Here is a 26,300-nt window from a genome sequence, read left to right on the forward strand (position 1 = left end):
GCGTCGCCGGGTCGATGGGTCGGCCGGGTCGTTAAGATGGGCCGTATGCAGCTCAATCTGATCGACGAGAGCGCCTACGCGCAGACGATGACGAAACTGGTGCGTCCGGCGCTCGCCGGCTGCCGCGACGAAGGCTGGTTCAACCCGGCGCAGGCCGAGCGCGAGGCCGGGCTCACGCCTCGCGGCGGCGGCCTGCACTACCTGTGCTACGACGCCACCAAGTTCGACTACGAGCGTGAGGACGGCGCCACGGCCGTGTTCCGTGGCGCCATCGTCATCAGCCACGGCTTCACCGAGTTCGCCGAGAAATACGACGAACTCGTCTGGTACTTCCTCAAATCCGGCTACTCCGTGTGCGTGATGGATCATCGCGGACACGGCAAGTCGGCGCGCGACGTCGACAATCCGTCACTCGTGTGGATCGACGACTGGCATCGCTATGTGGCTGATCTGGCCGGATTCGCGCGCACGATCGGCCAGCAGTACGCGGCCGGCGAGCCGATCAACCTGTTCTGCCATTCGATGGGCGGCGGCATCGGCGCGGCCGCGCTCGAACAGTATCCGAGCCTGTTCGACCGCGCCGTGCTCTCCTGCCCGATGATCGCGCCGCAGACCGGCATGCCGATGTGGCTCACGCGCGCGCTCGTCGACGTGCTGTGCGCGTGCGGCATGGGCCGTCATCGCGTCTTCGGCCAGAAGGACTTCGACGGCGTGCTCGATCTGGGCCCCTACCAGCTGTCGAGCGAGCCGCGTGAACGCTGGTATCATCAGCTGCGCTGCGACACCCGCGAGTACCAGACCTACTGCGCGTCGTTCGAATGGGTGCGTCAGGCGATGCGCATGAACCGCGCGATCCTCAAGCCCAGCGCGTGCGCCGAGATCGAGACGCCGATCCTGCTGTTCCAGGCGGGGCATGACATCTGGGTGCGCAACAAGCCGCAGAACGTGTTCGTCAACCGCGTGGTCGATGGCGGTGGTCAGGCGCGGCTGGTGCACATCGCCGACTCCGAGCACGAGATCTTCTCGATGCCGAACGCGGTGTTCGGACCGTATCTGGAGCAGGTGCTGGCGTTCTTCAGCGCGCCGATGATCGTGGCGTCGGAGGGGTAACGCCGGAAAGCGGCGGAAACTACATATTCTACGTAGTCGGGTGTTGCTTTTCATTCAGAGTTCACTTTGACGTCATGTGGCGGTCTTGAGGGCGTAAGTCCGCGGTTCGACAATGGAAGTATGGGTATAGAAGCCGTATTTCGCCGTCGAATCGCCGCCTGCGCCGCGCTTGTCGCCGCCACCGCGATGCTGCTGGCCGGGTGCGCCCAGACCAGCGACAACGGTAAGACCAACGTCGGTACAGCGAACGGATCGAACGATTCCTCCAACTCCTACAACGGGCCGACCGGCACGTCGACCACCAGCAAGGACGGTAGCGAGCAGCAGTTCACGCCCGGCTCCGGCAAGCCCGATCAGACGATCACTATCGCGTCCGGCTCCGAGAACAAGGAGGTCGCCGACGCGGTCCAGCGCGCGGTCGACGAGTCGAACGTCGCCGTGACCATGAAATACATGGGCTCGCTCGACATCATGAAGGTCCTCTCCTCCGGCGCCGAAGGGTATGACGCCGTGTGGCCCGCCTCCTCGATGTGGATCTCGATGGGAGACACCAAGCACCTCGTCAAGGACCAGCAGAGCACATCCACCACGCCGATCGTGTTCGGCATCGCCAAATCGAAGGCCGTCAAACTCGGCTGGGCCGACTCCAGCGGCAAGACGAAGACCGTCTCCACCGCCGACATCCTCGCCAAGGTGACGTCCGGCGACCTCAAGTTCTCGATGACTTCGGCCACGCAGTCGAACTCCGGCGCCTCCGCGTTCCTCGCGTTCATGACCGCCCTGCGCGGCGGCTCCGGCCCGCTGACCGACGCCGACCTCAGCAACTCCGCACTCAAGGGCTCGGTCGCGCAGCTCCTGCGCGGCGTCGACCGCTCGTCCGGCTCGTCCGACTGGCTCAAGGACATGGTCGTCGCGAACCCGGATCGCTTCGACTCGATGGTCAACTACGAGTCGCTCGTCATCCAGGCCGACAAGACGCTCACGAAGAACGGCAAGGATCCGCTGCTCGCGATCTACCCGTCCGACGGCATCGCCGTGTCCGACTCGCCGCTCGGCTACGTCGACCGCTCGCAGAGCTCCGACATCAAACAGGCCTACCAGAAGTTCGCCAAGGCGCTGACCACGAAGAACGCGAAGCTCGAATTCGAACGCGCCGGCCGCCGCACCGGACTGGGCGGCACGCTCACCTACGCCTCCGACAAGCAGGTCAAGGAGGCGTTCCGCGCCGAATGGGGCCTCAACACCGACGCGAGCGTGCTCAAGACCATCGCCCTGCCGGCCGCGGCCACCATCACCAAGGCGCTCGACGTCTACCAGACCGCGCTGAGGAAGCCCAGCTGGACCGTATGGGTGGTCGACTACTCCGGCTCGATGCGCGGCGAGGGCAAGACCGGCGTCGTGAACGGCCTCAACGCGGCGCTCGACCCGGCCAAGGCCGCACAGGCGCACATCCAGCCCGGCGACGGCGACGTGAACATCCTCATCCCGTTCGAAAGCGTCCCGCACACGTCGGTGCGCGCCGACGGCTCCAACACCGGAGACCTGCTGCGCATCGCCGACGCGACCCCGGCCTCCGGCGGCACCGACATCTACCGTGGCCTCGAGGCCGCCTACCAGCAGCTGCCCGACGCCTCCCAGGCCGGCAACTACACCACCGCGATCGTGCTCATGACCGACGGACAGTCCGAAACCGCCCAACAGCAGGCCGCATTCGACCAGTACAAGGGCCTCGGCCGTGACATTCCGATCTTCTCGATCATGTTCGCCGAAGCCGACCCGACCCAGCTCAACCAGATCGCGCAGCTGTCCAACGCGAAGGTGTTCGACGGTCGCTCCGGCGACCTCGCCGACGTGTTCCGTACCGTCAAGGGATTCAACTGATGCTCCAAGTGATCTGCGGCTTCATCGCCGGCCTCGCCCTCGCCGGAGTCGGCTTCTGGCTGACCGGCGGAGGCCTGCTCGGACTCGGCGTCTCGGTCGCGCTCGCCGCACTCGGCTACATCGCCGGATCGACGCTGACCGAGCCGGAACGCCGCATCGGACACATGCTCGTCTCCGCACTGCCCAACGGGCAGAAGGCCGCCGACGCGATCGACGCCGCCAACGTGCGCCTCAACGCCATCGGCATGCTCGCCGGGCAGGTGCGCGACCCGATGGTCAAGAAGGAGGCCGGCGACTTCATCGCCGCGACGCGCTCGCTGACCGACTACGTGGCGCGCGACACCTCCGCCTACCCGACGCTGCGGCACTACATCAACGTGTACGGCGAACAGACCGAGAAGCTGCTGCGCTCGTACGTGGACGTCGAATCGTCCGGCGCGCGCGACCAGATGACCAAGGCGCGCGGCGAGACCATCGAGGCGCTGCAGGTCCTCGAGCGGACCGCCGCCGGCGAACTGAGCCGGGCCGTCAGCTCCAAGACCCTCGGCATCGCCGCCGACTCCGACGCCATCCAACGCCTGGCCCAAATGGACGGCTACGACGTCACGGACTCGACCCCCTCTGACGGCCCGAGCCTCCCTTCTCCGGCCCCCTCTGAGGAGGGGGCTGTCAGCGGAGCTGACTGGGGGAGAGACAAAGCCACCAGCAACCAGTCACCCGACGAACAGAGGAAGCACTAACCATGTCCAAATCGAAGATCATCGGACTCATCGCGCTGCTCGCGGTCGTCGCGATCCTCGGCGGCGCGCTCGTCTGGCGTCAGATCGGCCCGAAGCCGGCCGCCCCGCCCGCGCCCGTCAAGACCGAAAGCGTGACCGGCTACCTCGGCGGCGAGAAGATCAGCCTGTTCGACGATCCCGACTTCCTCAAGGCCGCCGCCGCGCAGGGCCTCGACGTCGACTACCGCAAGGCCGGCAGCCTTGCGATGATGGACTCCGACGCCAAGGGCATGGACTACCTGTTCCCGTCCTCGCGCGCCGCCGTCGAATACGGCAAGGCGAAGGGCGTCAAGGCCACGCAGAGCGACATCGTGTTCAACTCGCCGATCGTCCTGTACACGCACAAGGCCGTGGCCGACGGGCTCGTCGCCGGCGGACTCATGACCAAGAACGCCGACGGCGTCTACTCGATGGACATGGCCAAGGCCGTCGACGCGATGATCGCCAACAAGACGTGGGCCGACGTCGGCTACAAGGCCGGCTACGGCCAGTTCCGCATCGACTCGACCGACCCCGTCCAGTCGAACTCCGGCAACGAGTACGCGGCGCTCGTCGCCACCGTCCTCAACGGCGGGCAGCCCGCCACCACCCAGTCGGTGGCCCGCGATGGCGAGAAGATCAAGGCGATCTTCGCGAAATCGGGCTGGATGGAGACCTCCTCCGAGGACTCGTTCAACCAGTTCCTCACCCTCGGTGTCGGGTCGAAGCCGATGATGGTCGGCTACGAATCGCAGATCCTCGACCTCGCCGCCAACCAGCCGGACGCATTCAAGCAGATCAAGGACGACGTCGTCATCGTCTACCCGACGCCGACCGTGTGGAGCACGCACACGCTCATGGCGCTCGACGCCAAGGGGGAGAAGCTGCTCAAGGTGCTCACCTCGCCCGAAATCCAGAAGCTCGCATGGACCAAGCACGGCTTCCGCGCCGCCAACTTCTCCGGCACCGACTCGATCAAACGGTTCAAGGTCAACGGCGCGCTCGATCAGATATCCGCCGTCTCCGAACTGCCCGGCAACGATGCGATGCAGGCGCTGATCACCACGCTGCAGGGCGTACAGCCCACCAACTGAGCACGATTGAGGTCAACTGTCAACTGAAAGGACACACACCATGGCCAAGCAAATCTCACTCGCCGATCTGGCCGGCGGCACCAACGCCGTCACCAATCCCACGCTCGAAGGCGCCGTGGGCGCGCAGGCCGGTGATCTCGTCCCCACCGCCGCGCAGGCCACCGCCGACGCCGCGACCCTCACGCCGGACCAGCAGATCGCGAAACTGCCCGCCGCGGACCAGCAGACCGTCAACCAGCTGGCCGATCAGATCGACTTCACGCGCGAGGGCATCGAATCCAGCTACGGCAAGGACGCGCAACGCGCCACCTCGAGCTTCGCCGACGAGATCCTGTCCGAAACCCGCTCCAAGGACACCGGCGAGGCCGGCGAGCTGCTCAACACGATGCTCGTGACGATCGACGAGGCCGAACTCGGCGGATTCCGCAAGATCCCGATCCTGGGCCAGGTGGCCGTCTCCATCGACAAGCTGCGCCGCCGCTACCAGAAGGTCGACTCGCAGATCGACGAGATCATCACCAAGCTCGAGGCCGCGCAGGCGCGACTCGTCGCCGACATCTCCATGTACAACACGATGTACGAGCAGAACGCGCAGCAGTACCGCGAGCTCAAGATCACCGTGCTCGCCGGCAAGAAGGCGCTCACCGACTTCCGTGCGCAGCAGCTGCCCGCCCTCGAGGCACAGGCCGAGCAGAGCGGCGATCCGATGCAGGCGCAGATCCTCAAGGACTTCAAGTCGAAGCTCGACCGCTTCGAGAAGCGACTCGACGACCTCGACCGCATCAGCGTGGTCACGCTGCAAACCGCCCCGCAGATCAAGATCATCCAGAACGCCGACCAGACCATCGTCGACAAGATCGACACGACGATCTCCACGACGATCCCGGTGTGGAAGTCGCAGATGGTGATCGCCCTCGGCCTGTCCAACCAGAAGAAGGCGCTCGACCTGCAGAACAAGGCCGACGACGTGACCAACAAGCTGCTGCAGCGCAACGCCGCCGCCATGCACAAGGGCGCTGTCGCCGCCGAGAAGGCCAACCAGCGTTCCGTGGTCGAGATCGAGACGCTGGAGAAGATCAACTCCGAGCTCATCGCCACGCTCAAGGAGACCGTGCAGATCCAGAAGCAGGGCAAGGCGAACCGCGAGGCCGCCCAGGTCAAGATGCGTCAGATCGAATCCGACCTCAAGAGCGCCCTCATCGAATCCGCCCAGACGATGTGAGCCGGGTTATTTTCGGGAATGATCGCGCCTGCCGGTGAGCGGGTCGAGCAGCGTGTTCGGATCGGAGATGCCGAGCATGCTGCGCCCGCCCGTCCTCTCCGGATGGCGGGCGATGATCGCCACCGAGATGGCGCCCGGAATCATGATGATCGCGAAGATCGCGGCCAGCCCCCAGCTCACCGCGAACCCCAGCACGAGGAAGATCACGACCGCGGCGGCGACGGTGCCGACCACGGTCCACAGGGTCTTGTTGTTATGCGTCATGTCATCAAGCATATCCGCCTGAAACTGAAAGTTCGCCATCACTTTGACTACCCCTCAGGCCTGCAAAGCAGGCCAGCTCCCCTGACAAGGGGAGCCGATGGGGGAGCTATGCTGTTTGCATGAGTGAGAAGAGCAGGGACGGGCGCGCTCCCACATTCGAACGCACGCCGAAGGACCTGCTGGTCGGTGCCGCGCTGGTGCTGGTCGGCGGCGTCATGTGGGGCTGCAACGCCACGGTCTCCAAGGAGCTGATGGGCAGCTACCACGTCGATCCGATGTGGCTCGCCTGCGTGCGCGGCCTGCTGGCCGGCATCCTCTACCTCGCCGTGGCCGCCGTGCGCACGCCGCAGCTTCTCACCGGCGCGTTGCGCGAGCGTCGCGACTGGCCCCGGTTCCTCGCCTGCACACTGGTGTGCGTGCTGCTGGTGCAGGTCGCCTACCTGTCCACGATCGACTGGACCAACGCGGGCACGGCCACCGTGCTCCAGGCGCTGAACCTGCTGTTCGTACTGGCGTTCATGTGCATCCGCGACCGTCGATGGCCGGGCCTGCGCGAGGGAATCGGCGTGGCGCTCGCCTTCATCGGCACCACGCTGATCGCCACCGGCGGCGATCTCTCCACATTAAAGCTGCCGGCCATGGGCCTGGTCTGGGGACTGCTCAACGCGGCAGCAACCGCTGCGATGGGCATCATGCCCGTCCGCATCATCGCCCGCTGGGGCAACATGGTCGTCAACGGCGTGACGTTCACCCTCTCCGGCACGATACTGCTGTTCGTCGTCCACCCGTGGGCCCACGTGCCCTCGTTCGACGCGTTCGGCCTGCTGCTCATGTCGTACACGGTGCTGTTCGGCACGTTCGGTGCGTTCGGCCTGTATCTGGCTGGCGTGATGCGCATCGGCGCCATGCGTGCGACGATGCTCGGCACCGTCGAGCCGGTCGCCGCCACCGTCTCCTCGGCCCTGTTCCTCGGCGCGATCTTCACCCCGACCGATCTGGTTGGTTTCGTGATGATCCTCGTGATGGTCTTCCTCATCCGCTAGCCGCGTGTGCGCGATGTCCGCGTGTCCGTGACGCCCGTACACCCGCGATGCCCGTACATCCCCGGTGTCCGCGCATCGAATGATCGATGACCATGGATTGGTCTCATCTTCCGTATTCATCAACGTAGCGACTATGGTCGGGGGTGCCGGTCGGTCGGCTGTATGTGCCGTCCGGCAAACGGAGGTACGCCAATTGGTTTCCTGTCGCCAATCCGTGCCCCCATAGGGCCGGGCTGGCGATCTGGAACCCGCCAATCCGCTATTTCAGGGGCGAGGCGCTGTGCACATTGTGCGCTTCGTCCCTGTTATTATTCTTGCGACTCCATGCCCCCTTACGCAGGCCCTCAATGATGCAGGATCAATCGCAGGGATGATATTCACATAACTTCGAGTTATGTAAACTTGCCGTGAAGGTCACGGGATTTCCCCTGATTTCTCGAATCGCGCGTTAGGCTACCGTGCGCGTAAGGAACGTACGGGGGAGAGGACTGGTCATGGGTATCGGTATGCGTGCCGCTGCGGCGGCATCATTGCTGCCGTCAGGGCTGATGCAGACATCTCTGGTCCGAGGCGCCCTGCCGATGACGGTGTTCTCCCTGACCGCGCTCGCCGGCGTCGCGATGGTCGGCATGCTGATCGCCACCGCAGTCCGCCGCGCCGCCCCCGCGCCGATCGTCGTCCCGTTGCTTGCAACCATCGCCTCCGGCGTCGTCGGGCTCATCGCCGCATGGCTCGTCTCCGACGTGTTCATGGTGTTCGGCGTCTCGCTCGGCTGGCCGGTCATCATCACCATCGCCTGCGGCATCGCCGGACTCGGCTTCCTCATCGCCGCGATCGTCGTCGCGAACCGCCGTCGCGTGCCCTGCACTGTCGCGCGTCGCATGATGCGCGCGCTCGCCGCCGTTCTCGTGCCGCTCGCGCTCGTCTCGACCGGGCTGCGCGTCGACGCGATCTACGGCGAATACCAGACCGTCGGCAGTCTCGTCGGCTACAGCCCGTACGCGTCGATCGACAGCATCACCGTCCACCGCGCGTCCATGACCGTCGCGCAATGGCGGTCCCGTGCGCGTGCGCATCGACTGCCGTCCATGCCGGACGCGACCGCCGGCAGAGTCGTCACGGCCGACATCCCGAACACGCGTTCGCAGTTCCACGCCCGCCGCGCGATGGTCTACCTGCCGCCGGCGGCACTCTCCCCGACACCGCCGCGACTGCCGGTGATGGAACTGCTTGCCGGACAGCCGGGATCGCCGGGGCGTCTCGTCGCGGCATCCGGAATCGCCTCGATGATGAACGCCTACGCCGCCGCACACGACGGCCTCGCGCCCATCGTCGTGGTGCCCGACCAGAACGGCGCGGACTCGCACAACAGCCTGTGCGCCGACACCTCGCAGGGCAACGCCGAAACGTATCTCACGCGCGACGTCGTCGATTGGGCGGAACGTCGCCTTCCGGTCGCGAAGACCCCGCGCATGTGGGCGATCGGCGGCTTCTCGCAAGGCGGCACGTGCACGACGCAGCTCGCGCCGCGTCACCCTGACCTGTACGGCGCGATGCTGCCCGTCGACGGCGAACTCAAACCCACCAACGGTTCCGTCGCCGACATGGTGAGGAACTACTTCCGCGGGCGGCGCGCCGACTACGACGCGCAGGTGCCGGTCAACGCGCTCGCCGCGCTCGACCCGGGCGAGGCGCACGGACTCGCCCTGTTCGCGGGCGCGGGCGAGCGGGACGCCGAATCGGTGCGCAACATGCGCACGATCGCCGCCGCCGCGCGCAAGGCGGGCGTCGACGAGATAACCGAGATCGTCGTGCCCGGCACCGGCCACGACTGGCATGCGGTCACGGCCGTGTGGCATCCGGGCATCGACTGGTTCGGGGCGCGCACGGGACTCGGCGACATGACGAAGGAACTCAAGGATTATCCGCAAGTGGAGGTGCAGGAATGACGGAGGCTATGAAGACATCACATACCTCGCTCGCGTGGCACGCGCTCATCGGCGACGCCCGCCGGTGGAACGCCGCGCATCGTTTCGCGGTCGGCGCGACCCTCGCGTTCGTGGCCGTGAACATCGTGGCGTGGATCGTGGCGGCGATCACGGGCTTCGATTTCCCGCTGCGACTGCGCACTAGCATGGCCGAATTCGACTACGGCAAGCTGCTGTGTTCGCTGTTCCTCACGCGAGGCGTCGTCCAGCTCGTCATCGACGCGATGCTGTGGCTCATCATGCTGTCCATCGCCGAACGATGGCTCGGCCGCGCGCGCACCATCCGCATCGCCGTCGCGTGCGCGATCGGCGGCGTGATCGTCGGCATGGCGATGTGCTGTGCGACCGGTGCGCTGCTGCACGACACGCACATCGTCGAACGCATCCGATTCGCGCTGAGCCCGCTCACCCTGCCCGTCGGCGCGCTGATGGCCGCCAGCGCGTACTGCACGCATCTGTGGCGTCAGCGCATCCGACTCGTCGGCTACGTGGCGATCGCCGTCACGCTCCTGTACAGCGGCAATCCCGGCGACTACTGCATCCTCGCCGCCGCGATCATCGGACACGCGGTCGGCGTGGTCATCCGCCAGCGCGAACGCCGCCTCCACGCGTTCGACGCCGTCGAGACCGTCAGAACAGCCGATACCGTCGAAACCACCGAAACCACCGAAACCGTATCCGACGGCGACACAGTCGAAACGCACTGGCACTGGCTGCGCGGCACCTCATACGAGGCGCGACGCCTGTACGCGGCCATCGCCGTCGTACTCGCGCTCGGCCCGGTCATCGCCATCACCTCGCACAGCCATGCCGGCCCGCTCAGCACGCTGGGACTCATCATGAGCCCGGTCGCGGCCGACAACGCCACGCTCGCCCGATGCATCGCCGGCAGTACACGCGCCGACTGCTTCTTCCAATTCGACCTGCTGCGCACGTCGATGCCCGGCGCGGTGCTGCGCTCGCTGCTGCCCACCGCCGTCACGCTGGTGCTCGCGTGGGGACTGTACCGCGGCCGCCGGTTCGCCGCGCTGCTGTCCATCGCGGTCAATCTCGTCACTGCGGCCATCGCCGTCGCCTACTACGTCGTCGTGCCGCTGGGCGTCGCGCCGGACGGTCTCGTCTCGCTCGTCGACCACGGCGCGCTCGCCGCATGCGTCGCGAACGTGCTGCCGCCGTGCGTGTTCGCCATCGCGCTGGCCGTCGGACTGAAGCATTTCCCCGTGCGCGTGGGATGGCGGCGACTGGCTGGCGGCGTCGGCACGATCGCGATCGCCCTGCTCGCGTGCGTCGCCGTGTATCTGCTGTACGGCCTCGCGCGGCCGGCCGATTTCGCGCCGCACGCGACGGCCGCGGCGCTCCTCGCCGAACTGCCCGGCCGCTTCCTGCCGATCGGGTTCCTCAGCCACGTGCGACTCGCGTTCGTGCCGGTCACGCCGCTCGCGTCCGTCGTGTATCAGGGCGTGGGACTCGTGTTCTGGATCGTCGTGCTCACCGTCGTCGCGCGATGGATGGGTGACGTGACGGCGGTCGACGAGCGCGCCCGCGCCCGCGCGGAACGGCTCGTCGAGGCCGGCGGCGAGTCGATGAGCTTCATGACCACGTGGGAGGGCAACGAGTACTGGACGTCGGATTCCGGCAGATCGGCCGTCGCCTACCGCGTGTGGGGCGGTGTGGCGCTCACCTGCACCGGCCCGTTCGGCGATCCGCGCGAATGGGACGACGATCTGGTCGCCTTCTCGCGCTACTGCGCCGAACGGTCGCTGACCCCCGCGTTCTACGCGGTGCATCGCACGCAACGCGACCGACTGCTCGCGATGGGATGGCATTCCATCGAAGTCGGCGGCGAAATGGTCGTCGACCCGCGGCAGTGGAAGACGACCGGCAAGAAATGGCAGGACATCCGCACCGCCATCAACAAGGCGAAACGACAGGGCGTGACCGACGTGTGCTCCACGTTCCTCGAGGCGCCGCTCGACGTGCGCGAACAGATCGAGGACATCTCCGAGGAGTGGGCGCAGGGCAAGGCGCTGCCGGAGATGAAATTCACGCTGGGCGGCGTCGAGGAGCTGCGCGACCCGCGCGTGCGACTCCTGTACGCCGTCGACCCGGACGGCATCGTGCTCGGCGTGACCAGCTGGCTGCCCACCTGGCGCGACGGGCGGATCGTCGGATGGACGCTCGACTTCATGCGTCATCGCCCGGACAGTCCGAACGGCGTGATGGAGTTCCTCATCGCACGCATGGCCGAACGACTGCGCGACGAAGGGGAGGCGGCGCCGGAGACGGCCGTCGAGTTCATGAGCCTGTCCGCCGCGCCGCTGGCCGGCATGAACCCGGAACGCGACAACACGCTCCCCGGCGACGACACGCGCATGGACGAGGGCATCAAGGTGCTGCAGCACGCACTCCAGCTCGTGGCCGACTGGATGGAACCCGCCTACGGATTCCACTCGCTGTTCAACTTCAAACGCAAGTTCCAGCCGAGCGAGGAACCCGTGTACGTGTGCTATCCGGACGCGGCGAAACTCGCGCAGATCGGCCTGGCCGTGACGCACGCGTACGTGCCGTCCGTCACGCCCGGCGAGATAGCCGGCATGCTCAGGACGCTGCGCCAGTAGTCTGGGCGTATGACTGATACAACGACTGATACGAACATCGCATACTTCGCCGGAGGCTGCTTCTGGGGCCTCGAACGCTACTTCCAGAACGTCGACGGCGTCATCGACACGACGGTCGGCTACGCGCAGTCGACCGTCGCCGACCCCACCTACGAGCAGGTCTGCTCCGGCGCGACCGACGCGGCCGAAACCGTGCAGGTCACGTTCGACCCCGCGCGCGTGACCCTGCGCACGCTCTCCCTGCTGTTCCTCGAGGTGATCGACCCGTTCTCCGTCGACCGCCAGGGCAATGACACCGGCCGCCAGTACCGCACCGGCATGTTCTTCACCTCCGAGGAGCAGCGGCACGTCTACATCGCCGCGATCGAGCAGCTCATCGATCGCCAGCCGCAGCGTCCGGCCGTGCTCATTGAGCCGCTGCGCAACTTCTACCCGGCCGAGGCGAACCATCAGGATTATCTCATCCACAACCCCGGCGGCTACTGTCACATCCCGCTCGCCGCGATCGCGAACGTGAAGCGACGCCAGAAGTACGTCGACCGCATCTGGGACCTGACGCTAGAACAGTTCGCCGTCACGCAGAACGCCGCCACCGAACGCCCGTTCGTCAACGAATACGACCACACGTTCGAGCCCGGCATCTACGTGGATATCGTCAGTGGCGAGCCGCTGTTCTCCTCGCGCGACAAGTTCGACTCCGGTTGCGGCTGGCCCGCGTTCTCGCGTCCGCTGCGCGCCGACCTCGTCACCGAGCACGAGGACGATCGCGTGCCCGGCCGTCCGCGCATCGAAATCCGCACCGCCGACACGCAGATCCACCTGGGTCACGTGTTCGAGGACGGCCCGGCCGATCGCGGCGGCCTGCGCTACTGCATGAACAGCGCCTCCCTGCGCTTCGTGCCGCGCTCGCGCATGGCCGAGGAGGCTACGCCGACTGGATCCCCGCCGTCGACGGTGGTGAGGGGGATGCGGACTAGACTTGGAATCGTGGTATGCGGCAAATAAACGGCAAGTCAAAGGCAAGGAGGCCCAATCATGATTCTCGTCACCACTACGCCGTCGATCGACGGATACGTCATCACCAACTATCGGGGCATCGTGTTCGGCGAGGTCGTCGCCGGCGTGAACATGTTCAAGGACATCGGCGCAAGCTTCCGCAACATGTTCGGCGGGCGCAGCCAGGGCTATGAGGAGGAGCTGACGAACGCGCGCAACGAGGCGATCGCCGAGATGCAGCAGCGTGCGGAGGCGCTCGGTGCGCAGGCAGTCGTCGGAGTCGACGTCGACTACGAGGTCCTCGGCACCGACGGATCGATGCTGATGGTCACCGCCTCCGGCACCGCCGTCAACATCGCCCGCCAGGGGTGAGCCGGAAGTTCCTATCGCTCGTCCTTACTCTTTACTCTGCTACGCATAATTCGGGATGATCATCATTTCGGGTTGGATATAGCAGCTGATGAGGGTCCCGGTGATCTGATCCATGTCATCCTCTTTGAGGTGGCCGATTTTGACGGGATTACGTTCTTCAAGGTCAAGGGCGCGGATCTGCTCGACTTGCGCGTAGCCGTCAATCCATCCGTCCCCATCCTCTCTCCGAACGGCGGCGATGGGCAGATGAAGTTCGAAATCGCCGCGTCCATGTGAGATTGCGATGACGACGGTGAGGCTGCAATTGCGGTTGAAATCATCGTTGCTCACCACGACCACGGGGCGGCGCTTCTTTTGCTCATGGCCCTTTGACGGGTCGAGATCGGCCAGGAGAACGTCCCCGTATTTCCAAGCGGTCATAGAGCTTCCTCGCCTACGGCCGGCCCTGCGAGTTCCTCCGTGGCCTTGTACTCCTCGGTGCGGTTGCGAAATACGTCGGCAAGGCGTGGAACCCGAATGATCCTTACGTCCGTGCGAATCGGGCGAAGCACGATGGCACCGTCCTTGACGGTCGCTTCAACGCGGGATCCGTCGGGCATGCCCACTTGTTCGCGCATATCCTTGGGCAGGCGCACTCCTTGGGCGTTGCCCCACTTGCTGAGTGTGAGTGTGGTCATTGCGCATCACCTCCTACAACGATGATATGTATATCCTAGTATATACATCGAGATGATGATCCCCATGCGCTACGGCACCGGCATCGACTGGAACGACTTCCGCACCCGAACTGAGTGGCAGTTAAACGACTGAACCCTCAGACACACAATTTGGCCTATAACCCCTATAACCCCTATAACCCTTCTATTACCGCGGCGCTGCTTTTCGAGAAAGCAAAAGGGCTGGAACCTTGCGGTTCCAGCCCTTACTTGCTGGTGCGAGTGGGGGGAGTTGAACCCCCACGAGCATACACTCACTGCCACCTGAAGACAGCGCGTCTACCATTCCGCCACACTCGCGAACAAGCAGATAACTTAGCACCACTCCGTCACCAAACGCAAATCCACAGCCCCATCGGCGTGTCGCGTCCATTGTGGCGGGAAACTGACGCGGAACACTGGCGGTTTCTCACAAAGTACGGTTATCCCGACCTCCCTCCGACGGGACGTTGCCGCATGACAAACAGCAGAGCTGTTTACAGGCAACGTGCGAGCCGACAGGCAAGCCAGCAACTGCGCGCACGGCGCGCCCATAATTACAGGACGGGCTGTCCGCGAAGCTGACTATCGCCATGGTGTCCGTCTCGGCCCCCTCTGATGAGGGGGCTGTCAGCGAAGCTGACTGGGGGAGAGACAGGGACTGCGGGCTGCAACGGTTCAATCAATGATCAGTTGAACGATTGAGCAATCCCGAGTCACCCCTAGCGCCACTTGACCTTATGCGGGGTGGCGCCGATCTCGAAGTGGTACTTGGCGCATCCGAGACCGACGTGGGCGAACAGGCCCTCCAGCGCTTCGGCGGAGACCTCACCGCCATCGGGATCGTCATCAGGACCACCGAGATGCAGCGTGAAATGGAACGGCTGCTGACTAAGTGACGTCGGCGCCTTCATGGCCGCCTCCATGCCGGCAAGGAACCAGCCCGGCGCCTCGGCAACGGCATCGGCCGGGCCATCGGCGGCCGAGATGCCATCACCCACCACGCTCGCCAACTCCTCGAGCGGCTTCGTGCGGCGACGGCCGCCTAGGCGCGCGCCATGACCGAACGCGATCACCCACACCACCGATTCGCCATCACCGAGCCTCCACCACGCCTCGGCCGGATCGACGCTCTCCGCACCATCCAGCACGGCCCATGACGTCTCCAATCCGAGCTGTACGGCGCGCAGCACGAGGCGCTCGCCGTAGTAGCCGACGCGCTCCTGCAGATCCGCGGCCTCGGGCGACACCGGCGTCCCCTCCGCATCCTTGAACGACTGCAGAGTGGTCAACGCAGCGGGCGTGGCGGCTGCGATGGCCGCTGCGTCACGGTTGACTTGGGAGTTGACTCGGGAGTCGGCCTCCGCCGAGGCTTCTGCCGCAACCTCACCGTCATTGCCATTGGTGCTGCCACCCGCTACCGCGCCGATCAACGCGATCGCGTTGTGCACGCCCTTGAATCGCCCGTAATGCGTCTTGAGCCCGAGAAACGCGTCGTCCAACCCCGCAACCATCTGGATATGCAGCCCCGACTCGGCGTTGCATGCGTCGATCTCGGCCTGCAGCTGCGCCAGCGTGTCCGGCGCGACCGGCTCATCGGTGTACGCGCGGATCGCATGCCGCGCATCGATCGCTTCAAGAAGATTCATCGTTACTCCTGCTCCTTCAGCTTCTTCGTCTCAACCGATCCGACCGATCATTTGCCGTAGAAGTGGGCCAGCGACTCATCGCGGAACTCCTCGAAGTACCCGCCGTCGATCGCATCGCGGATATCGTCGAGCAGCTTCACGAAGAACCGCTCGTTGTGGATCGTGGCGAGCGTGAACCCGGTGAACTCGCGCGCCCGCAGCAGATGGTCCACGTACGCGCGCGAATAATTGCGGCACGTGTAGCAGTCGCAGCCCTCCTCGAGCGGGCCGAAATCGAACTTGTGCTGCGCGCGCTTGATGTTGTAGCGGCCGTGACGCGTGTAGATCGCGCCGTTGCGGCCGCATCGCGCCGGCGCCACGCAGTCGAACGTGTCACCGCCGTTCTCGACGCACGCGAAGATGTCATCCATCTCCGCGATGCCGAGCACGTGGCGCGGGCGGCTTTCCGGCATCGCGTCGCAGATCCACGCGCACGTCTCGCCGATGATGCGCTTCTCGATCGCACCGCCGATACCCACGCCGTCGAAGTCGAGCGACGCGATCTGCTCGGCAGCGTGACGACGCAGATCCTCGTAGTTTGCACCCTGCACCACGCCATACAGCGCCTGATACGGCTTGCCGAGGCGCTCGGCGGTCAGGCGCTCGTGCTCGGCGACGCATCGCTTCGCCCAGCGGAACGTGCGCTCGACCGATTCCTCCTGGTACGAGCGCGTGTTCATCAGCGTGGTCAGTTCGTCGAACGCGAACATGATGTCCGCGCCGATCTTGTGCTGGATGCCCATCGAGATCTCGGCGGAGAAGCGGTGCTGGTCGCCGTTGAGCGGCGACTTGAACGTGACGCCGTCCTCGTCGACCCACGCCATGCGCTCCTTGCCCTTGGCGATCACGTCGTCCGACTTCATGCCGGTCACGTCCATCGCGAGCGTCTTCTTGAAGCCGACGCCCAGCGACATGACCTGGAAGCCGCCCGAATCGGTGAAGGTCGGGCCGTGCCAGTTCATGAATCGCCCGAGTCCGCCGGCCTGATCGAGCACGTCCTCGCCGGGGCGCTCGAACAGGTGGAACGCGTTGGACAGCAGGCACTGCGCGCCGAGATCCTTCATCGACTCGGGCAGGACGGCCTTCATCGCGGCCTGCGTGGCGACCGGCACGAACGCGGGCGTGCGGATGTCGCCGTGTGGGGTGTGGATGATGCCGGTGCGGCCGTAGCGCGCGCCGCCCTTGCCCTTGCCGTCGGCGGCGTCGGACAGGCGCGTGATGGTTTCGAAGTGGAACGCGGATCGGTCGCCGGGTTTGCCGGGGGCGGCGCCGAGCGGGTGCAGGTTGAGGTCAGGGGCGGCGGTGCCGTTGCTGGTGGTGCTGACGCTGCTGGCGCCGTTGTTGGCCTCGGCGGCGGTGATGTTCGTGGAAATGTCGGTCATAGCTTCACTTTAGGCGAACAAGCGGATTGGGGTTGCTGGCCTGTTGGGCCGTCGGTTCCCGCCTGTTGTGCGTGGTTATGTGGGGTATGAGGAGGCAGGGCGTTGATAAGAGTGCGGTGAGGTGTCTGCTGGGGTGGGGGAATGGCCGAAAAGCATGCAATCTGAGAGCGGTTGAAGGTATCTGCGTTACGAGAGGTACTTTGGGCTTGTTGCAGACATCTATCTCGCTTACGTGGGGTACCTGCCCCAGGTATACAACCTCACAAACGGCCAACCTTCGTGGCGATCAAGCCGTTTTTGGGCCCTCATACTCGGAGCGGGTACCCCACGTAAGCGAGATAGATGTCTGCAGGGGCGGCAAAGTACCTCTCGTAACGCAGATATGCGGAAAGTCGGGAGAAGATTCACTCATCACTTCCAACAAACGTTCAGGAAACTTCCAGAGCCGGAGCTTTTACTCTTACTTAGCAATACGAACCGGCGGCGAGATTGCTGAAGAGAAACCCCGAAGCCGCTGGTCATATGAAGGAGCACACGATTATGGCTGATGAGCAGAACAACTGGGCCCCGCAGGGCAACCAGAACGCGCAGCCGCAGCGCGACGCGCAGGAAACGCAGCACATCCCGACGCCGGCAGGCGCCGATTCCGTCAAGGCCGCGGGCGAGCAGCCCACCGAGACGATCTCCCCGGTTGCCGGAGGGCAGGGCGCGGCGGCGGCCGCCAACGGCGAGGTGAAGCCGGATTACGCCTCCGCTGCCGGCGAGCAGACCGTGGTTTCCTCCAAGCCGGTCTCGTCGTCGGCTCCGACCGCTTCGGCCGCCCAGCCGACCTCGACCTCGGCCGCCGCACAGCAGCCGTCGTACGGTCAGTACCGCCTCGCGCCGGAGTACGGCGCGTATGGCCCGGTCCCGACCCCGCAGCAGCAGGCCGGGCAGACCAGTCAGTCCAATGGCCAGGTCAACGGCCAGCCCGGTCCGTTCGGTGCCGCCGGCCAGAACGGCCAGAACCCGCAGGGTCAGCCGCAGTACGGCCAGCGTTCCGGTTCGATCTTCGGCGGCTCCAACCCCTTCGCGTCCAACAACCCGTTCGCCTCGCCGAACCCGGGCGCCGGTAACGGCGCCAATGGCGCTAACGGTGGCAACGGTTCCGGCAACCCGTTCGGCGGCTTCCCCCCGTTCGGCGGCAACGGCAACAACAACGGCGGCAACGGTAACGGTCAGCCCGGCGACCCGAACCAGCCGATCGACCCGAACCAGTTCAACCAGATCGGCGCCAAGTCTTCCAACGGCGTCGGCCGCTTGGTCGTCACCGGCGTGGTCGCCGCGCTCGTCTCCGCCGCCCTGTGCCTCGGCGTCGGCTACGCGGCCATCACCTCCGGCGCGGTTCGTGTCGCGACCACCAGCTCCCTGTCGAACGTCGACTCCAGCAAATCCTCCTCCGGCTCGGCCACCGCCAAGACCGGCGAGGCGCCCGACTGGCAGGCCGTCGCCAAGCAGGTCTCCGGCTCCGTGGTCGCCATCCAGACCCAGCTGTCGAACGGCTCCGCCAAGGGTTCCGGCGCGATCCTCGACAAGGACGGCCATATTGTGACCAACAACCACGTGATCTCCGGCGCGCAGAAGATCCAGGTGACGCTGTCCAACGGCCAGATGTACTCCGCGCAGATCGTCGGCACCGACACCACCACCGATCTGGCCGTGATCAAGCTCGACAACCCGCCGAGCGACTTGAAGACTGTCACGTTCGCCGATTCCGACGAGCTCGCGGTCGGCGAGAACATCATGGCCGTCGGCAACCCGCTCGGCTACGACGACACCGCCACCACCGGCATCGTCTCCGCGCTCAACCGCCCGGTGACCGTGATGGATGACAACAACAACGACATCGTCACCAACGCCGTGCAGATCGACGCGGCCATCAACCCCGGCAACTCCGGCGGCCCGACGTTCAACGCGGCCGGCCAGGTGATCGGCATCAACTCGTCGATCGCCTCCACGTCCAGCTCGTCGTCGTCCAGCTCGGCCGGTTCGATCGGCATCGGCTTCGCGATCCCGTCGAACCTCGTCAAGCGCGTCGCCGACGAGATCATCAAGAACGGTTCGGTCAAGCACGTGGCGCTCGGCATCACGATCACGTCCGACACGGTCGAGGCCGACGGCGTGACCCGCGCCGGCGCGAAGATCACCAAGGGCGCCTCCGGTTCCGCGGTCGTCTCCGGTTCCCCGGCCGACAAGGCCGGTCTCAAGGAGGGCGATACGATCGTCGCGTTCAACGGCAGCGCGGTGGGCAGCAACGCCTCCCTGCTTGGCTTCGTGCGTGCCGCCGCCCTCGGCGACAAGGCCACGCTGACCATCGTGCGCGACGGCAAGACGATGGACGTCGATGTGACGCTCGACCAGCAGGAGCAGTCCGTCAACGGCTCCAACCGTTCCGAGTCGAGCAACGGCAGCGGCAACAGCCAGAACAACGGCGGCAACGGCTACGGTAACGGCAGCGACGGCAGCGGCAACAGCGACGGCGGCAGCGACAGCTTCGGCTTCCCGTTCGGCTGGTGATAGCTGACATCATCCTCGGTGGCCGGCCCGCGGAAGCAGACGGTCCTGAGGAGTAGCCGACGGATGACGGGCGTATGACGGGTATGTCATCGCGATAAGCCTCTTGGCGGTGCATGTGCATGGTGCATGGCACCGCCAAGAGGCTTTCCGTTTGCCTCCCGGCATCCAGACCGCAGCTCCGGGTTCCTTGGAGCCGTGTGGGATTGGGCCCGGCGGGTGCGCCGGCGTCTACTCCTTCAACTTATGCAGCGCGTCAAGGTAGTCGCGCAGCTCCTTGTCGGTGATCGGCCGGTTGGCGAAGATCTGACGCGGGTACATGCCCGTCTTCGGGTCGAAGTCGTTGCGCACATTGCGGAATCCGAGTCTGTTCGCGATCAGTCGGGACGTGTAGTTGTCGCGCAGCATGGTGAGGAACACCGGCATCGTCTTGTCGAAATAGGCCGCGGCCTTGACGCCGGAGGTCGCTATGTAGGTGCCGTAGCCCTGATGCCAGTATTCGGGTTTGACGCAGTATTGCAGGTGCCAGGCGTTGCCGCATCGTCGCACGCCTCCCGTGCCGATGAAGGTATTCTGTTTGCACGCGACCCAGATGTCGAGCGCGTCGTACCGCCAGCCGCTGAGCCATTGCTCCAGCACCGCGTTGGTGTATTCCATGTTCGGATGTTCGTCGCCCGACTGGTTCCACCAGATGCGCGGGTCGGAGTACATCGCGTACATCGCGGGCACGTCGGCCTTCGTCGGCTTGCGTAGTTTCGGTGGCCGTGGCTTGAGCCTCTTCTTTGCAGTTCCCATGATGGTTCCTTCTGTGTTCTCTTGCTCGTTGTTGATTGCTTGTTGTCGGTTGTTCGGTGATTGTTCCGTGGGTTGTCCGATGGGGCGGATATGCGGATATTCGATTGTGTATTTCTGTATTCGATCATTCGACTGACGTTCGGTCGTCGTTCGGTGAGCGTGATCGTCAGCCTGTTTCACGAATGATCAGCTATTGACCGCGATCAGGCGATGCCGAGGCAAAGTTCGGGCGATCCCTTCGTGAGGGACGTCCAAGGCCGTGAAATCGCGGATCAGAGCATGTGCGTGCGGCAGCGGGGCGATCGCGGGGAAGCGTTTGCGTCGTCGTGGACGTGGTGACGCAAGGCCGAAGCGATTGCCTGGCTGTCTGTTGTGTTGTGCCGCGCATCCGATACTGAAAGCTTCGATGATGAAGCGTCGCAATGAGTGTGTGACATTGCAATGAGTATTGAAACGCAACGTGAATAGCGATCAGCCCACGACTCCTTCGTCATCTTGGGTGCCAATATCGCTGTTCGTGATATCCATTAACCCCACCGAACGATTTCTACGGTAGCCGCGATTTGGGGCGACGTAACTACATTGTCCGCGATGTGGCCCTATTGGTGAGAAAACTCGAACATGGCCATTTGCGAGGGTCGGCATGTGGTTGGGGATTGGTATATGGCCACGGGTCGACATATGACCGGGATCATGGTCGAAGGTCGTGGCGTGGATGGTAGACGATTGTTCACATTTTGCACAGAGTCGTGGGAAGGGGGTGTCACCCATCAGGAAACGTCGCTTACAGTGAATACAGAAGATGCTGTTTGCACCAAGGAAGGTCCAAGGGGAAGGAAATGAGGGAAAGCATGTCTAAGTTGGCGAAGTGCATAGCCGTAGTCTCGGCGGCGGCGATGGCGGTGTCGTTCGCGTTGCCTGCCATCGCACAGCCGTTACGGGATACCAATCTCGATGCGTCCGCAACTGTGACGCTGCAGTCGCAGACGTCTACTGAGGATTCGGCGGATGCGATGCCGGAAAATCCGGATGTCGCGTTGCCTGACAAGGTGGCTAAGAGCATTCCGGATGATGCGACCGTGGTATCCGCTAATCATGCGGTCGTCGCGAGCGGGCAGCTCAAGGATCTTGAGACGGGCAAGACCGTGACTGATCCGAAGCTGGTCGGTACGAAGAGCGAGCAGCCCGATCCTCTTGCCAAAACCGACGGCGAATCGTTCATTCCGGTCGAAGCCGGGGACGTCAAGACCGCGGTGAAGGAATCGGAGTCGGACGCGCCGCGAGCCTTCGCCAAACCCATTTCGCTGGACAACAACCAGTACGGAGCGTATTGGGGCACATACAACGGTACGCAGGCGTTCTTCGAGGCGGACGGCAAGCTGTTCGCTCAGTCCGCTAAGGGCGTGGTCGATGTGTCGGAATGGCAGAAGGATATTGACTGGCAGGCGGCGAAGAACAGTGGTGTGGAGGGCGCGATCGTGCGCATCGGATATGGCTGGGGCAACGGTCTCGACCAGCAGGCGGCTCGCAACATCAACGCACTCAAGCGACTGGGCATTCCGTTCGGCGTGTATCTGTATTCGTACGCCTACGACGCCAATACCGCGGCCAAGGAGGGCACGAACGTCGTCAACCTGCTGCGCAAGCTCGGCGTGACTCCGAACGACATGGAATATCCGGTGTACTACGATCTCGAACGCTGGACGTGGACAGGTCATGTTCCGCCGTCGGATCCGGACATTTACGATGCCATGGTCAACGCATGGTATGGCCAGTTGCAGGCTGCGGGGTATAACAACCTGTCCATTTATTCGTATACCTCTTATCTGAACAGCGCGCTGAAGTCCAGCAACATCTGGTCCAAGACGCGCTGGGTGGCCAGCTATGGTGCCCGATCCGGCTTCTCCTTCCCGACGAACGACCGTGGATGGCAGTACACGAGCAGTGGAACAGTGAACGGCATCCCGGGCAGTGTCGATCTGAATGCGTTCGGATACGCCCGGTCGATCGTCGAGCCTGGCGCGGCGAACTCCGTATACCGTTTATATAACCCCAATAGCGGTCTGCACCACTACACCACCGTGTATAACGAGGCGCTGACCCTTGCGACCATCGGCTGGCGCTACGAAGGTGTTTCGTTCCTTGCGTCGGATACGGGCTCTCCCGTGTACCGTCTCTACAACCCGAATGACGGCAACCACTTGTTCACTATGGAGAATGGTGAGCGACTGATTCTCGCTTCTCAGGGCTGGAAGGACGAGGGCGTCGCATGGTATGTGGATGGTACGGCGGCCAACCCCGTGTATCGTCTCTACAACCCCAACTCGGGTGAGCACGTCTACACGACGAATGCCGATGAGTATGAGCAGGTTGGACAGGCCGGGTGGCATCAGGAAGGTGTCGCTTGGCGTACCAATGGCTGATCGCCATATGAGACACGAGTGAATGTCGACCAATCAATAAGAGGGAGCGGTTCATTCCGTTCCCTCTTCGCTTTTCGGGCCTTGCTCGTAAATCCGTCTAGAATGTCGTCAGCCTCCACAGACCAAAGCCTGTGGAGGCTGACGACACCGCGATGTCCCGAAAAGCGCAATGCGTTTGCGTCACGCATTACAACTGCAGGTACAAAACCCGTGCTCGCACACAAAGCCTGTGCCTACGAAGAAGAGTAAAGATGAACATGGACATACGCAAGTGCTGTGCGTGCGTGTTCGCTTTCGGCATGTCGTGTGTGATTCGAGGAAGTAGTCGAGAAAAGGAACTACGACACGCCGGGTTCTATAGCGAACAGTTATAGGGAGCTGTAACAAAGAGGAAACTGTTGACTTGGAGTCTGGCTGATAGCTGGATGTTCGCTGTGTGGAAAAATGCTACGTAGATGGTAGTGATGGGCGCGAAAAGGCGTGCAAAAGCACTGGAATCAAGCCGTTTGCTTGCTGAGGAAGCTGGGCGTTGACTGATGTTGAAGACAGGGTGAACTGAGTAGCAACGTATGGTCGAATGGGAAGACTGGATGGGACCTAGGTTGACAATGTCCTAGGGGTAGGGGTAGAAAAGTATGCAGTCGGGATGGAGAGAGTCTCCATGGAAAACCCGATGTCCCTAAAAGAAAGGTTCCTGAAGATGACAGGAAATACTAGCAAGTGGCGCGCGCCGCTCGCCGGCCTGGCCTCGATCGCGATGCTCGCGACCATGGGCGTCGCCGCGACGACCGCCAACGCGGCCTCGCTGGAGAATCTCAGCGGCAGGACGTTCTCCGTGAACGTCTACAATCCGGACGAGCCGTGGAAGCCGATCACCGGTTTCTCCTACTCCCGTTCTTGGGGTTATGTGCTGAACCCGTCGGCTAACGTGTCGGCCGATCCGTATGCGTCCGACTCCGATGGCAAGGTCTTCGACTACTTCTCGTACGACAAGGCCGGCAACAACAGGATCGGCGACGTGCTGGTCGTCAAGGGCGACACCAAGGTGTTCGCTCAGTACAAGACCGCGGTCAAGGTCAACATCGATTTCGCCGGCAATGGCTTCAACGGCGCCGGAGATGACGTGACGGTTGAGATCCCCAAGGGCGAAAGTCTGACGGCTTCCGAATACCAGAGGGCTCTGGCCAAGACGGCCGGTCTCGCGAAGGACTCCACTGGAGAGCCTGCGGCCATCGGCGGCAAGACGTTCGCGGGCCTGACCGAGTCCCGTACTGCTGCCGGTTCGAATGATGATCTGTATCAGGGTGAGGCTCTGAACGCTGACACGAACCTGTACGGTCGTTACGATGCCGAGGCGAATCTGGCGACCGTCGCGTTCCGCGGCAAAGGCGAGGCCGATTCCGCGGCGGTGAAGCGTTACACGCTCAACGGCAACGCGTTCCCGAAGTTCCGTGTCCCGGCGAAGTTCAATGGCGTGGCCAGCTGGAAGCTGAACAGCTCCACCGGCAGCGACTACGACTTCTCCGCCAAGGTCAACCACGACACTGACGTGGACGCTGGCAAGGCCGATGTGACGCTGGTCGCCTCCGACGAGGCCGGTCTGAGGAACGTGACCGTGAAGTACGTGTACAAGAACGGCGCGACCGAGACGGGCAACACTCTGGCCGACAGCTCCTGGGATGCCGCGAACCACATCGCCTCCTACGCGACGACCGCTGATCAGAAGCCGGTCAAGCCGGTTGATCCGGTCGCTCCGAACGCGGTGTTCACCGGCTGGTACACCAACCCGAACGCGGACGGCACGAGCCACGCGGTCAATTGGGATGCTGCCATCAGCGCCCAGCAGGGCTACAAGGCCAACGGCACGCTGACCCTGTACGCCGGCTGGGACACCAGCCACGTCGCGCAGCTGCACTACGACATGAAGTACGTCGACGGCGGCAACCAGTACGAGTACGTGTACGCCGGCTCCAAGCACGATCTGCCGGCCGGTCTGGAGGAGTATTACCAGACCGAAGCCCAGAAGGACGCGCTGAAGGGCGAGTACACTTCCAAGACTCTCGTCGGCTGGTACCTCGGTGACAACGGCAAGGACGTGGTGACCTCCGTCACCGCCCCGGCCGCCGGTGAGTCCGCGAAGTACACGGCCGTGTGGTCCGGCTCCCAGTCCATCCGCCTGAACGCCAACTCCGGCAAGTTCGATGGCCAGACCTACAAGTGGGTCACCAAGACCGATTCCCAGCGTTGGCAGGACGTCGTCGTCAACCCGACCCGCGACGGCTACACGCTGACCGGTTGGACCTACAACGGCGGTTCCGTCAACCTTTACTCCGGCACCTACGACCTCCCGTCCACCGCGGGCTTCGACAACCTCCCGCTGCCCACGACCGGTTCAACCGTGACCTTGGATGCCGTGTGGGTTCTGTCGGCTGCTCAGGATATCGATGCCGCGTTCGGCGCCTACCCGCTGGCTAACGAGGGCGACGCGTACAAGACCCCGACGTTCGCGAACAAGTCGGCTGACTACAAGCTGGCTGAGAAGTACGCGAAGACCCAGGAGTCCTGGAACGCGTACGTCGACACCGTGTACGGCCTCAAGGACGAATTCCACGCCCTGTACGGCCTGTCCGGTCAGGAGAAGATCGACGCTCAGAAGGCTCTTGCGGCGAAGCTGCAGGCTGCTCAGGACAAGCTGGTTGATGATAAGGCTCCGGCCGGCACCACGACCGTGTACCGTCTGTTCAACCCGAACGAGAAGCGTGCGGGCTCGCACCACTACACCGCGTCCGTGTACGAGTACAACGCGCTGGCTCGTAAGGGCTGGGTGCGCGAGGGTGTCGCGTTCGTGACCACGTCGGATGGTGATCCGGTGTACCGTGCGTACAACCCGAACGACGGCAGCCACTTCTACACGCTGTCCAAGGTCGAGTTCAACCACGCGGTGAAGGCCGGCTGGCGTGACGAGGGCATCGGCTTCCACGTGGCCGACACGTCCAAGGCTCCGCTGTACCGCATCTACAACCCGAACTCGGGCGAGCACTTCTACACCACGAGCAAGGGCGAGGCCAAGGCGGACATCGCCAAGGGCTGGAACGACGAGGGCATCGCCTGGAACGTCATCAAGTGACCTTCCACGACGAGGATGAGGACGATCCGACCAGGGTCTGACATTCCCGCCCGCGCCTAGACGAATTGAGGGGTTCCTCCCAACCGGATTTCGTTTCCGGTTGGGAGGAACCCCTCTCTCTTTCGTTTGTTCGTTCTTAACGCGGAGGGGCCCCGCAACCGGAAACAATCCGGTTGCGGGGCCCTCCCGTCGTGTTTGTGGTGTTTGCGGGCGGTAATGGGTGTTTCCGTTGTGTCGTGTGGGGGTTGGGGTTGTGTCGCGTGGGTCGGGTGGTCCGTGGTCGTCTGGCTG

18 protein-coding genes, 1 tRNA gene and 1 pseudogene are annotated in these 26,300 nt (G+C 64.0%); 13 read left to right on the forward strand and 7 right to left on the reverse strand.

Annotated elements, in window-relative coordinates:
• Positions 1-45: 45 nt before the first annotated feature.
• The 5 genes from BCAL_RS09165 to BCAL_RS09185 all read left to right on the forward strand — a co-directional run bounded on the left by BCAL_RS09165 (position 46) and on the right by BCAL_RS09185 (position 6,065).
• Entirely contained in the window at positions 46-1,110 is a 1,065-nt protein-coding gene (locus BCAL_RS09165) for an alpha/beta fold hydrolase (protein WP_043166696.1), read from the forward strand.
• Between the two features lie 120 nt (positions 1,111-1,230).
• Complete coding sequence (locus tag BCAL_RS13410; protein ID WP_043166630.1) at positions 1,231-2,991, forward strand: vWA domain-containing protein; 1,761 nt, start codon at positions 1,231-1,233, stop codon at positions 2,989-2,991.
• A complete protein-coding gene (locus BCAL_RS09175) occupies positions 2,991-3,731 on the forward strand; it encodes a hypothetical protein (protein WP_238549677.1) in 741 nt (246 codons plus the stop codon). Before BCAL_RS13410 ends, BCAL_RS09175 begins: the two co-directional genes overlap by 1 nt.
• A 2-nt stretch (positions 3,732-3,733) precedes the next feature.
• A complete protein-coding gene (locus BCAL_RS13415) occupies positions 3,734-4,843 on the forward strand; it encodes a hypothetical protein (RefSeq protein WP_043166629.1) in 1,110 nt (369 codons plus the stop codon).
• 40 nt (positions 4,844-4,883) lie between these two features.
• The gene (locus BCAL_RS09185; RefSeq protein WP_238549678.1) at positions 4,884-6,065 is read left to right on the forward strand and encodes a toxic anion resistance protein; all 1,182 of its coding nucleotides are present in this window, start codon (positions 4,884-4,886) and stop codon (positions 6,063-6,065) included.
• A 6-nt stretch (positions 6,066-6,071) separates the two neighbouring features.
• On the opposite strand, the gene BCAL_RS09190 is transcribed toward BCAL_RS09185, so the two are convergent.
• On the reverse strand, positions 6,072-6,329 hold the full coding sequence (locus BCAL_RS09190) for a hypothetical protein (protein WP_043166691.1): 258 nt from the start codon (positions 6,327-6,329) through the stop codon (positions 6,072-6,074).
• A gap of 119 nt (positions 6,330-6,448) precedes the next feature.
• On the opposite strand from BCAL_RS09190, the gene BCAL_RS09195 reads away from it, so the two are divergent.
• The 5 genes and pseudogenes from BCAL_RS09195 (at position 6,449) to BCAL_RS09215 (ending at position 13,346) form a co-directional block, all read left to right on the forward strand.
• Complete coding sequence (locus BCAL_RS09195; RefSeq protein WP_043166627.1) at positions 6,449-7,372, forward strand: DMT family transporter; 924 nt, start codon at positions 6,449-6,451, stop codon at positions 7,370-7,372.
• 494 nt (positions 7,373-7,866) lie between these two features.
• Positions 7,867-9,321 carry an alpha/beta hydrolase-fold protein gene (locus BCAL_RS09200; RefSeq protein ID WP_420796827.1) on the forward strand — a complete coding sequence of 485 codons (1,455 nt, stop codon included), beginning with the start codon at positions 7,867-7,869 and terminating at the stop codon, positions 9,319-9,321.
• Positions 9,322-9,329: 8 nt separating this feature from the next.
• On the forward strand, positions 9,330-11,978 hold the full coding sequence (locus BCAL_RS09205; RefSeq protein ID WP_081887405.1) for a bifunctional lysylphosphatidylglycerol flippase/synthetase MprF: 2,649 nt from the start codon (positions 9,330-9,332) through the stop codon (positions 11,976-11,978).
• A 9-nt stretch (positions 11,979-11,987) separates the two neighbouring features.
• Positions 11,988-12,955, forward strand: a pseudogene (gene msrB / locus BCAL_RS09210) (peptide-methionine (R)-S-oxide reductase MsrB).
• Positions 12,956-13,013: 58 nt separating this feature from the next.
• Positions 13,014-13,346: a putative heavy metal-binding protein gene (locus BCAL_RS09215; protein WP_043166621.1), complete on the forward strand. Its 333-nt coding sequence runs from the start codon at positions 13,014-13,016 to the stop codon at positions 13,344-13,346.
• 39 nt (positions 13,347-13,385) lie between these two features.
• Here the strand turns inward: BCAL_RS09215 and BCAL_RS09220 are convergent, their stop codons facing one another.
• The 5 genes from BCAL_RS09220 to tgt all read right to left on the reverse strand — a co-directional run bounded on the left by BCAL_RS09220 (position 13,386) and on the right by tgt (position 17,111).
• Positions 13,386-13,766, reverse strand: coding sequence for a type II toxin-antitoxin system PemK/MazF family toxin (locus tag BCAL_RS09220; protein ID WP_043166619.1), 381 nt, complete (start codon positions 13,764-13,766; stop codon positions 13,386-13,388).
• Positions 13,763-14,023 (reverse strand): AbrB/MazE/SpoVT family DNA-binding domain-containing protein, encoded by a 261-nt coding sequence (locus BCAL_RS09225; protein ID WP_043166617.1) that lies wholly within the window; start codon positions 14,021-14,023, stop codon positions 13,763-13,765. Before BCAL_RS09225 ends, BCAL_RS09220 begins: the two co-directional genes overlap by 4 nt.
• A 253-nt stretch (positions 14,024-14,276) precedes the next feature.
• Positions 14,277-14,362: transfer RNA gene (locus BCAL_RS09230), tRNA-Leu, on the reverse strand.
• A 401-nt stretch (positions 14,363-14,763) separates the two neighbouring features.
• Positions 14,764-15,690, reverse strand: a complete 927-nt coding sequence (locus BCAL_RS12370; protein WP_052119230.1) for a nitroreductase family protein — start codon at positions 15,688-15,690, stop codon at positions 14,764-14,766.
• 47 nt (positions 15,691-15,737) lie between these two features.
• A complete protein-coding gene (gene tgt, locus BCAL_RS09245) occupies positions 15,738-17,111 on the reverse strand; it encodes a tRNA guanosine(34) transglycosylase Tgt (RefSeq protein ID WP_238549679.1) in 1,374 nt (457 codons plus the stop codon).
• Positions 17,112-17,651: 540 nt separating this feature from the next.
• On the opposite strand from tgt, the gene BCAL_RS09250 reads away from it, so the two are divergent.
• Positions 17,652-19,667 (forward strand): S1C family serine protease, encoded by a 2,016-nt coding sequence (locus BCAL_RS09250; protein WP_043166615.1) that lies wholly within the window; start codon positions 17,652-17,654, stop codon positions 19,665-19,667.
• Positions 19,668-19,895: 228 nt separating this feature from the next.
• Here the strand turns inward: BCAL_RS09250 and BCAL_RS09255 are convergent, their stop codons facing one another.
• Positions 19,896-20,459 carry a GNAT family N-acetyltransferase gene (locus BCAL_RS09255; protein WP_043166613.1) on the reverse strand — a complete coding sequence of 188 codons (564 nt, stop codon included), beginning with the start codon at positions 20,457-20,459 and terminating at the stop codon, positions 19,896-19,898.
• An 851-nt stretch (positions 20,460-21,310) separates the two neighbouring features.
• On the opposite strand from BCAL_RS09255, the gene BCAL_RS09260 reads away from it, so the two are divergent.
• Both BCAL_RS09260 and BCAL_RS12375 read left to right on the forward strand, forming a co-directional pair.
• Positions 21,311-22,882: a glycoside hydrolase family 25 protein gene (locus tag BCAL_RS09260; protein WP_052119229.1), complete on the forward strand. Its 1,572-nt coding sequence runs from the start codon at positions 21,311-21,313 to the stop codon at positions 22,880-22,882.
• 700 nt (positions 22,883-23,582) lie between these two features.
• Positions 23,583-26,009 (forward strand): InlB B-repeat-containing protein, encoded by a 2,427-nt coding sequence (locus tag BCAL_RS12375; RefSeq protein ID WP_052401211.1) that lies wholly within the window; start codon positions 23,583-23,585, stop codon positions 26,007-26,009.
• The last annotated feature ends 291 nt before the right edge of the window (positions 26,010-26,300 follow it).

The organism is Bifidobacterium callitrichos DSM 23973 (genome assembly GCF_000741175.1).
In the GTDB taxonomy this organism is placed as follows: domain Bacteria; phylum Actinomycetota; class Actinomycetes; order Actinomycetales; family Bifidobacteriaceae; genus Bifidobacterium; species Bifidobacterium callitrichos.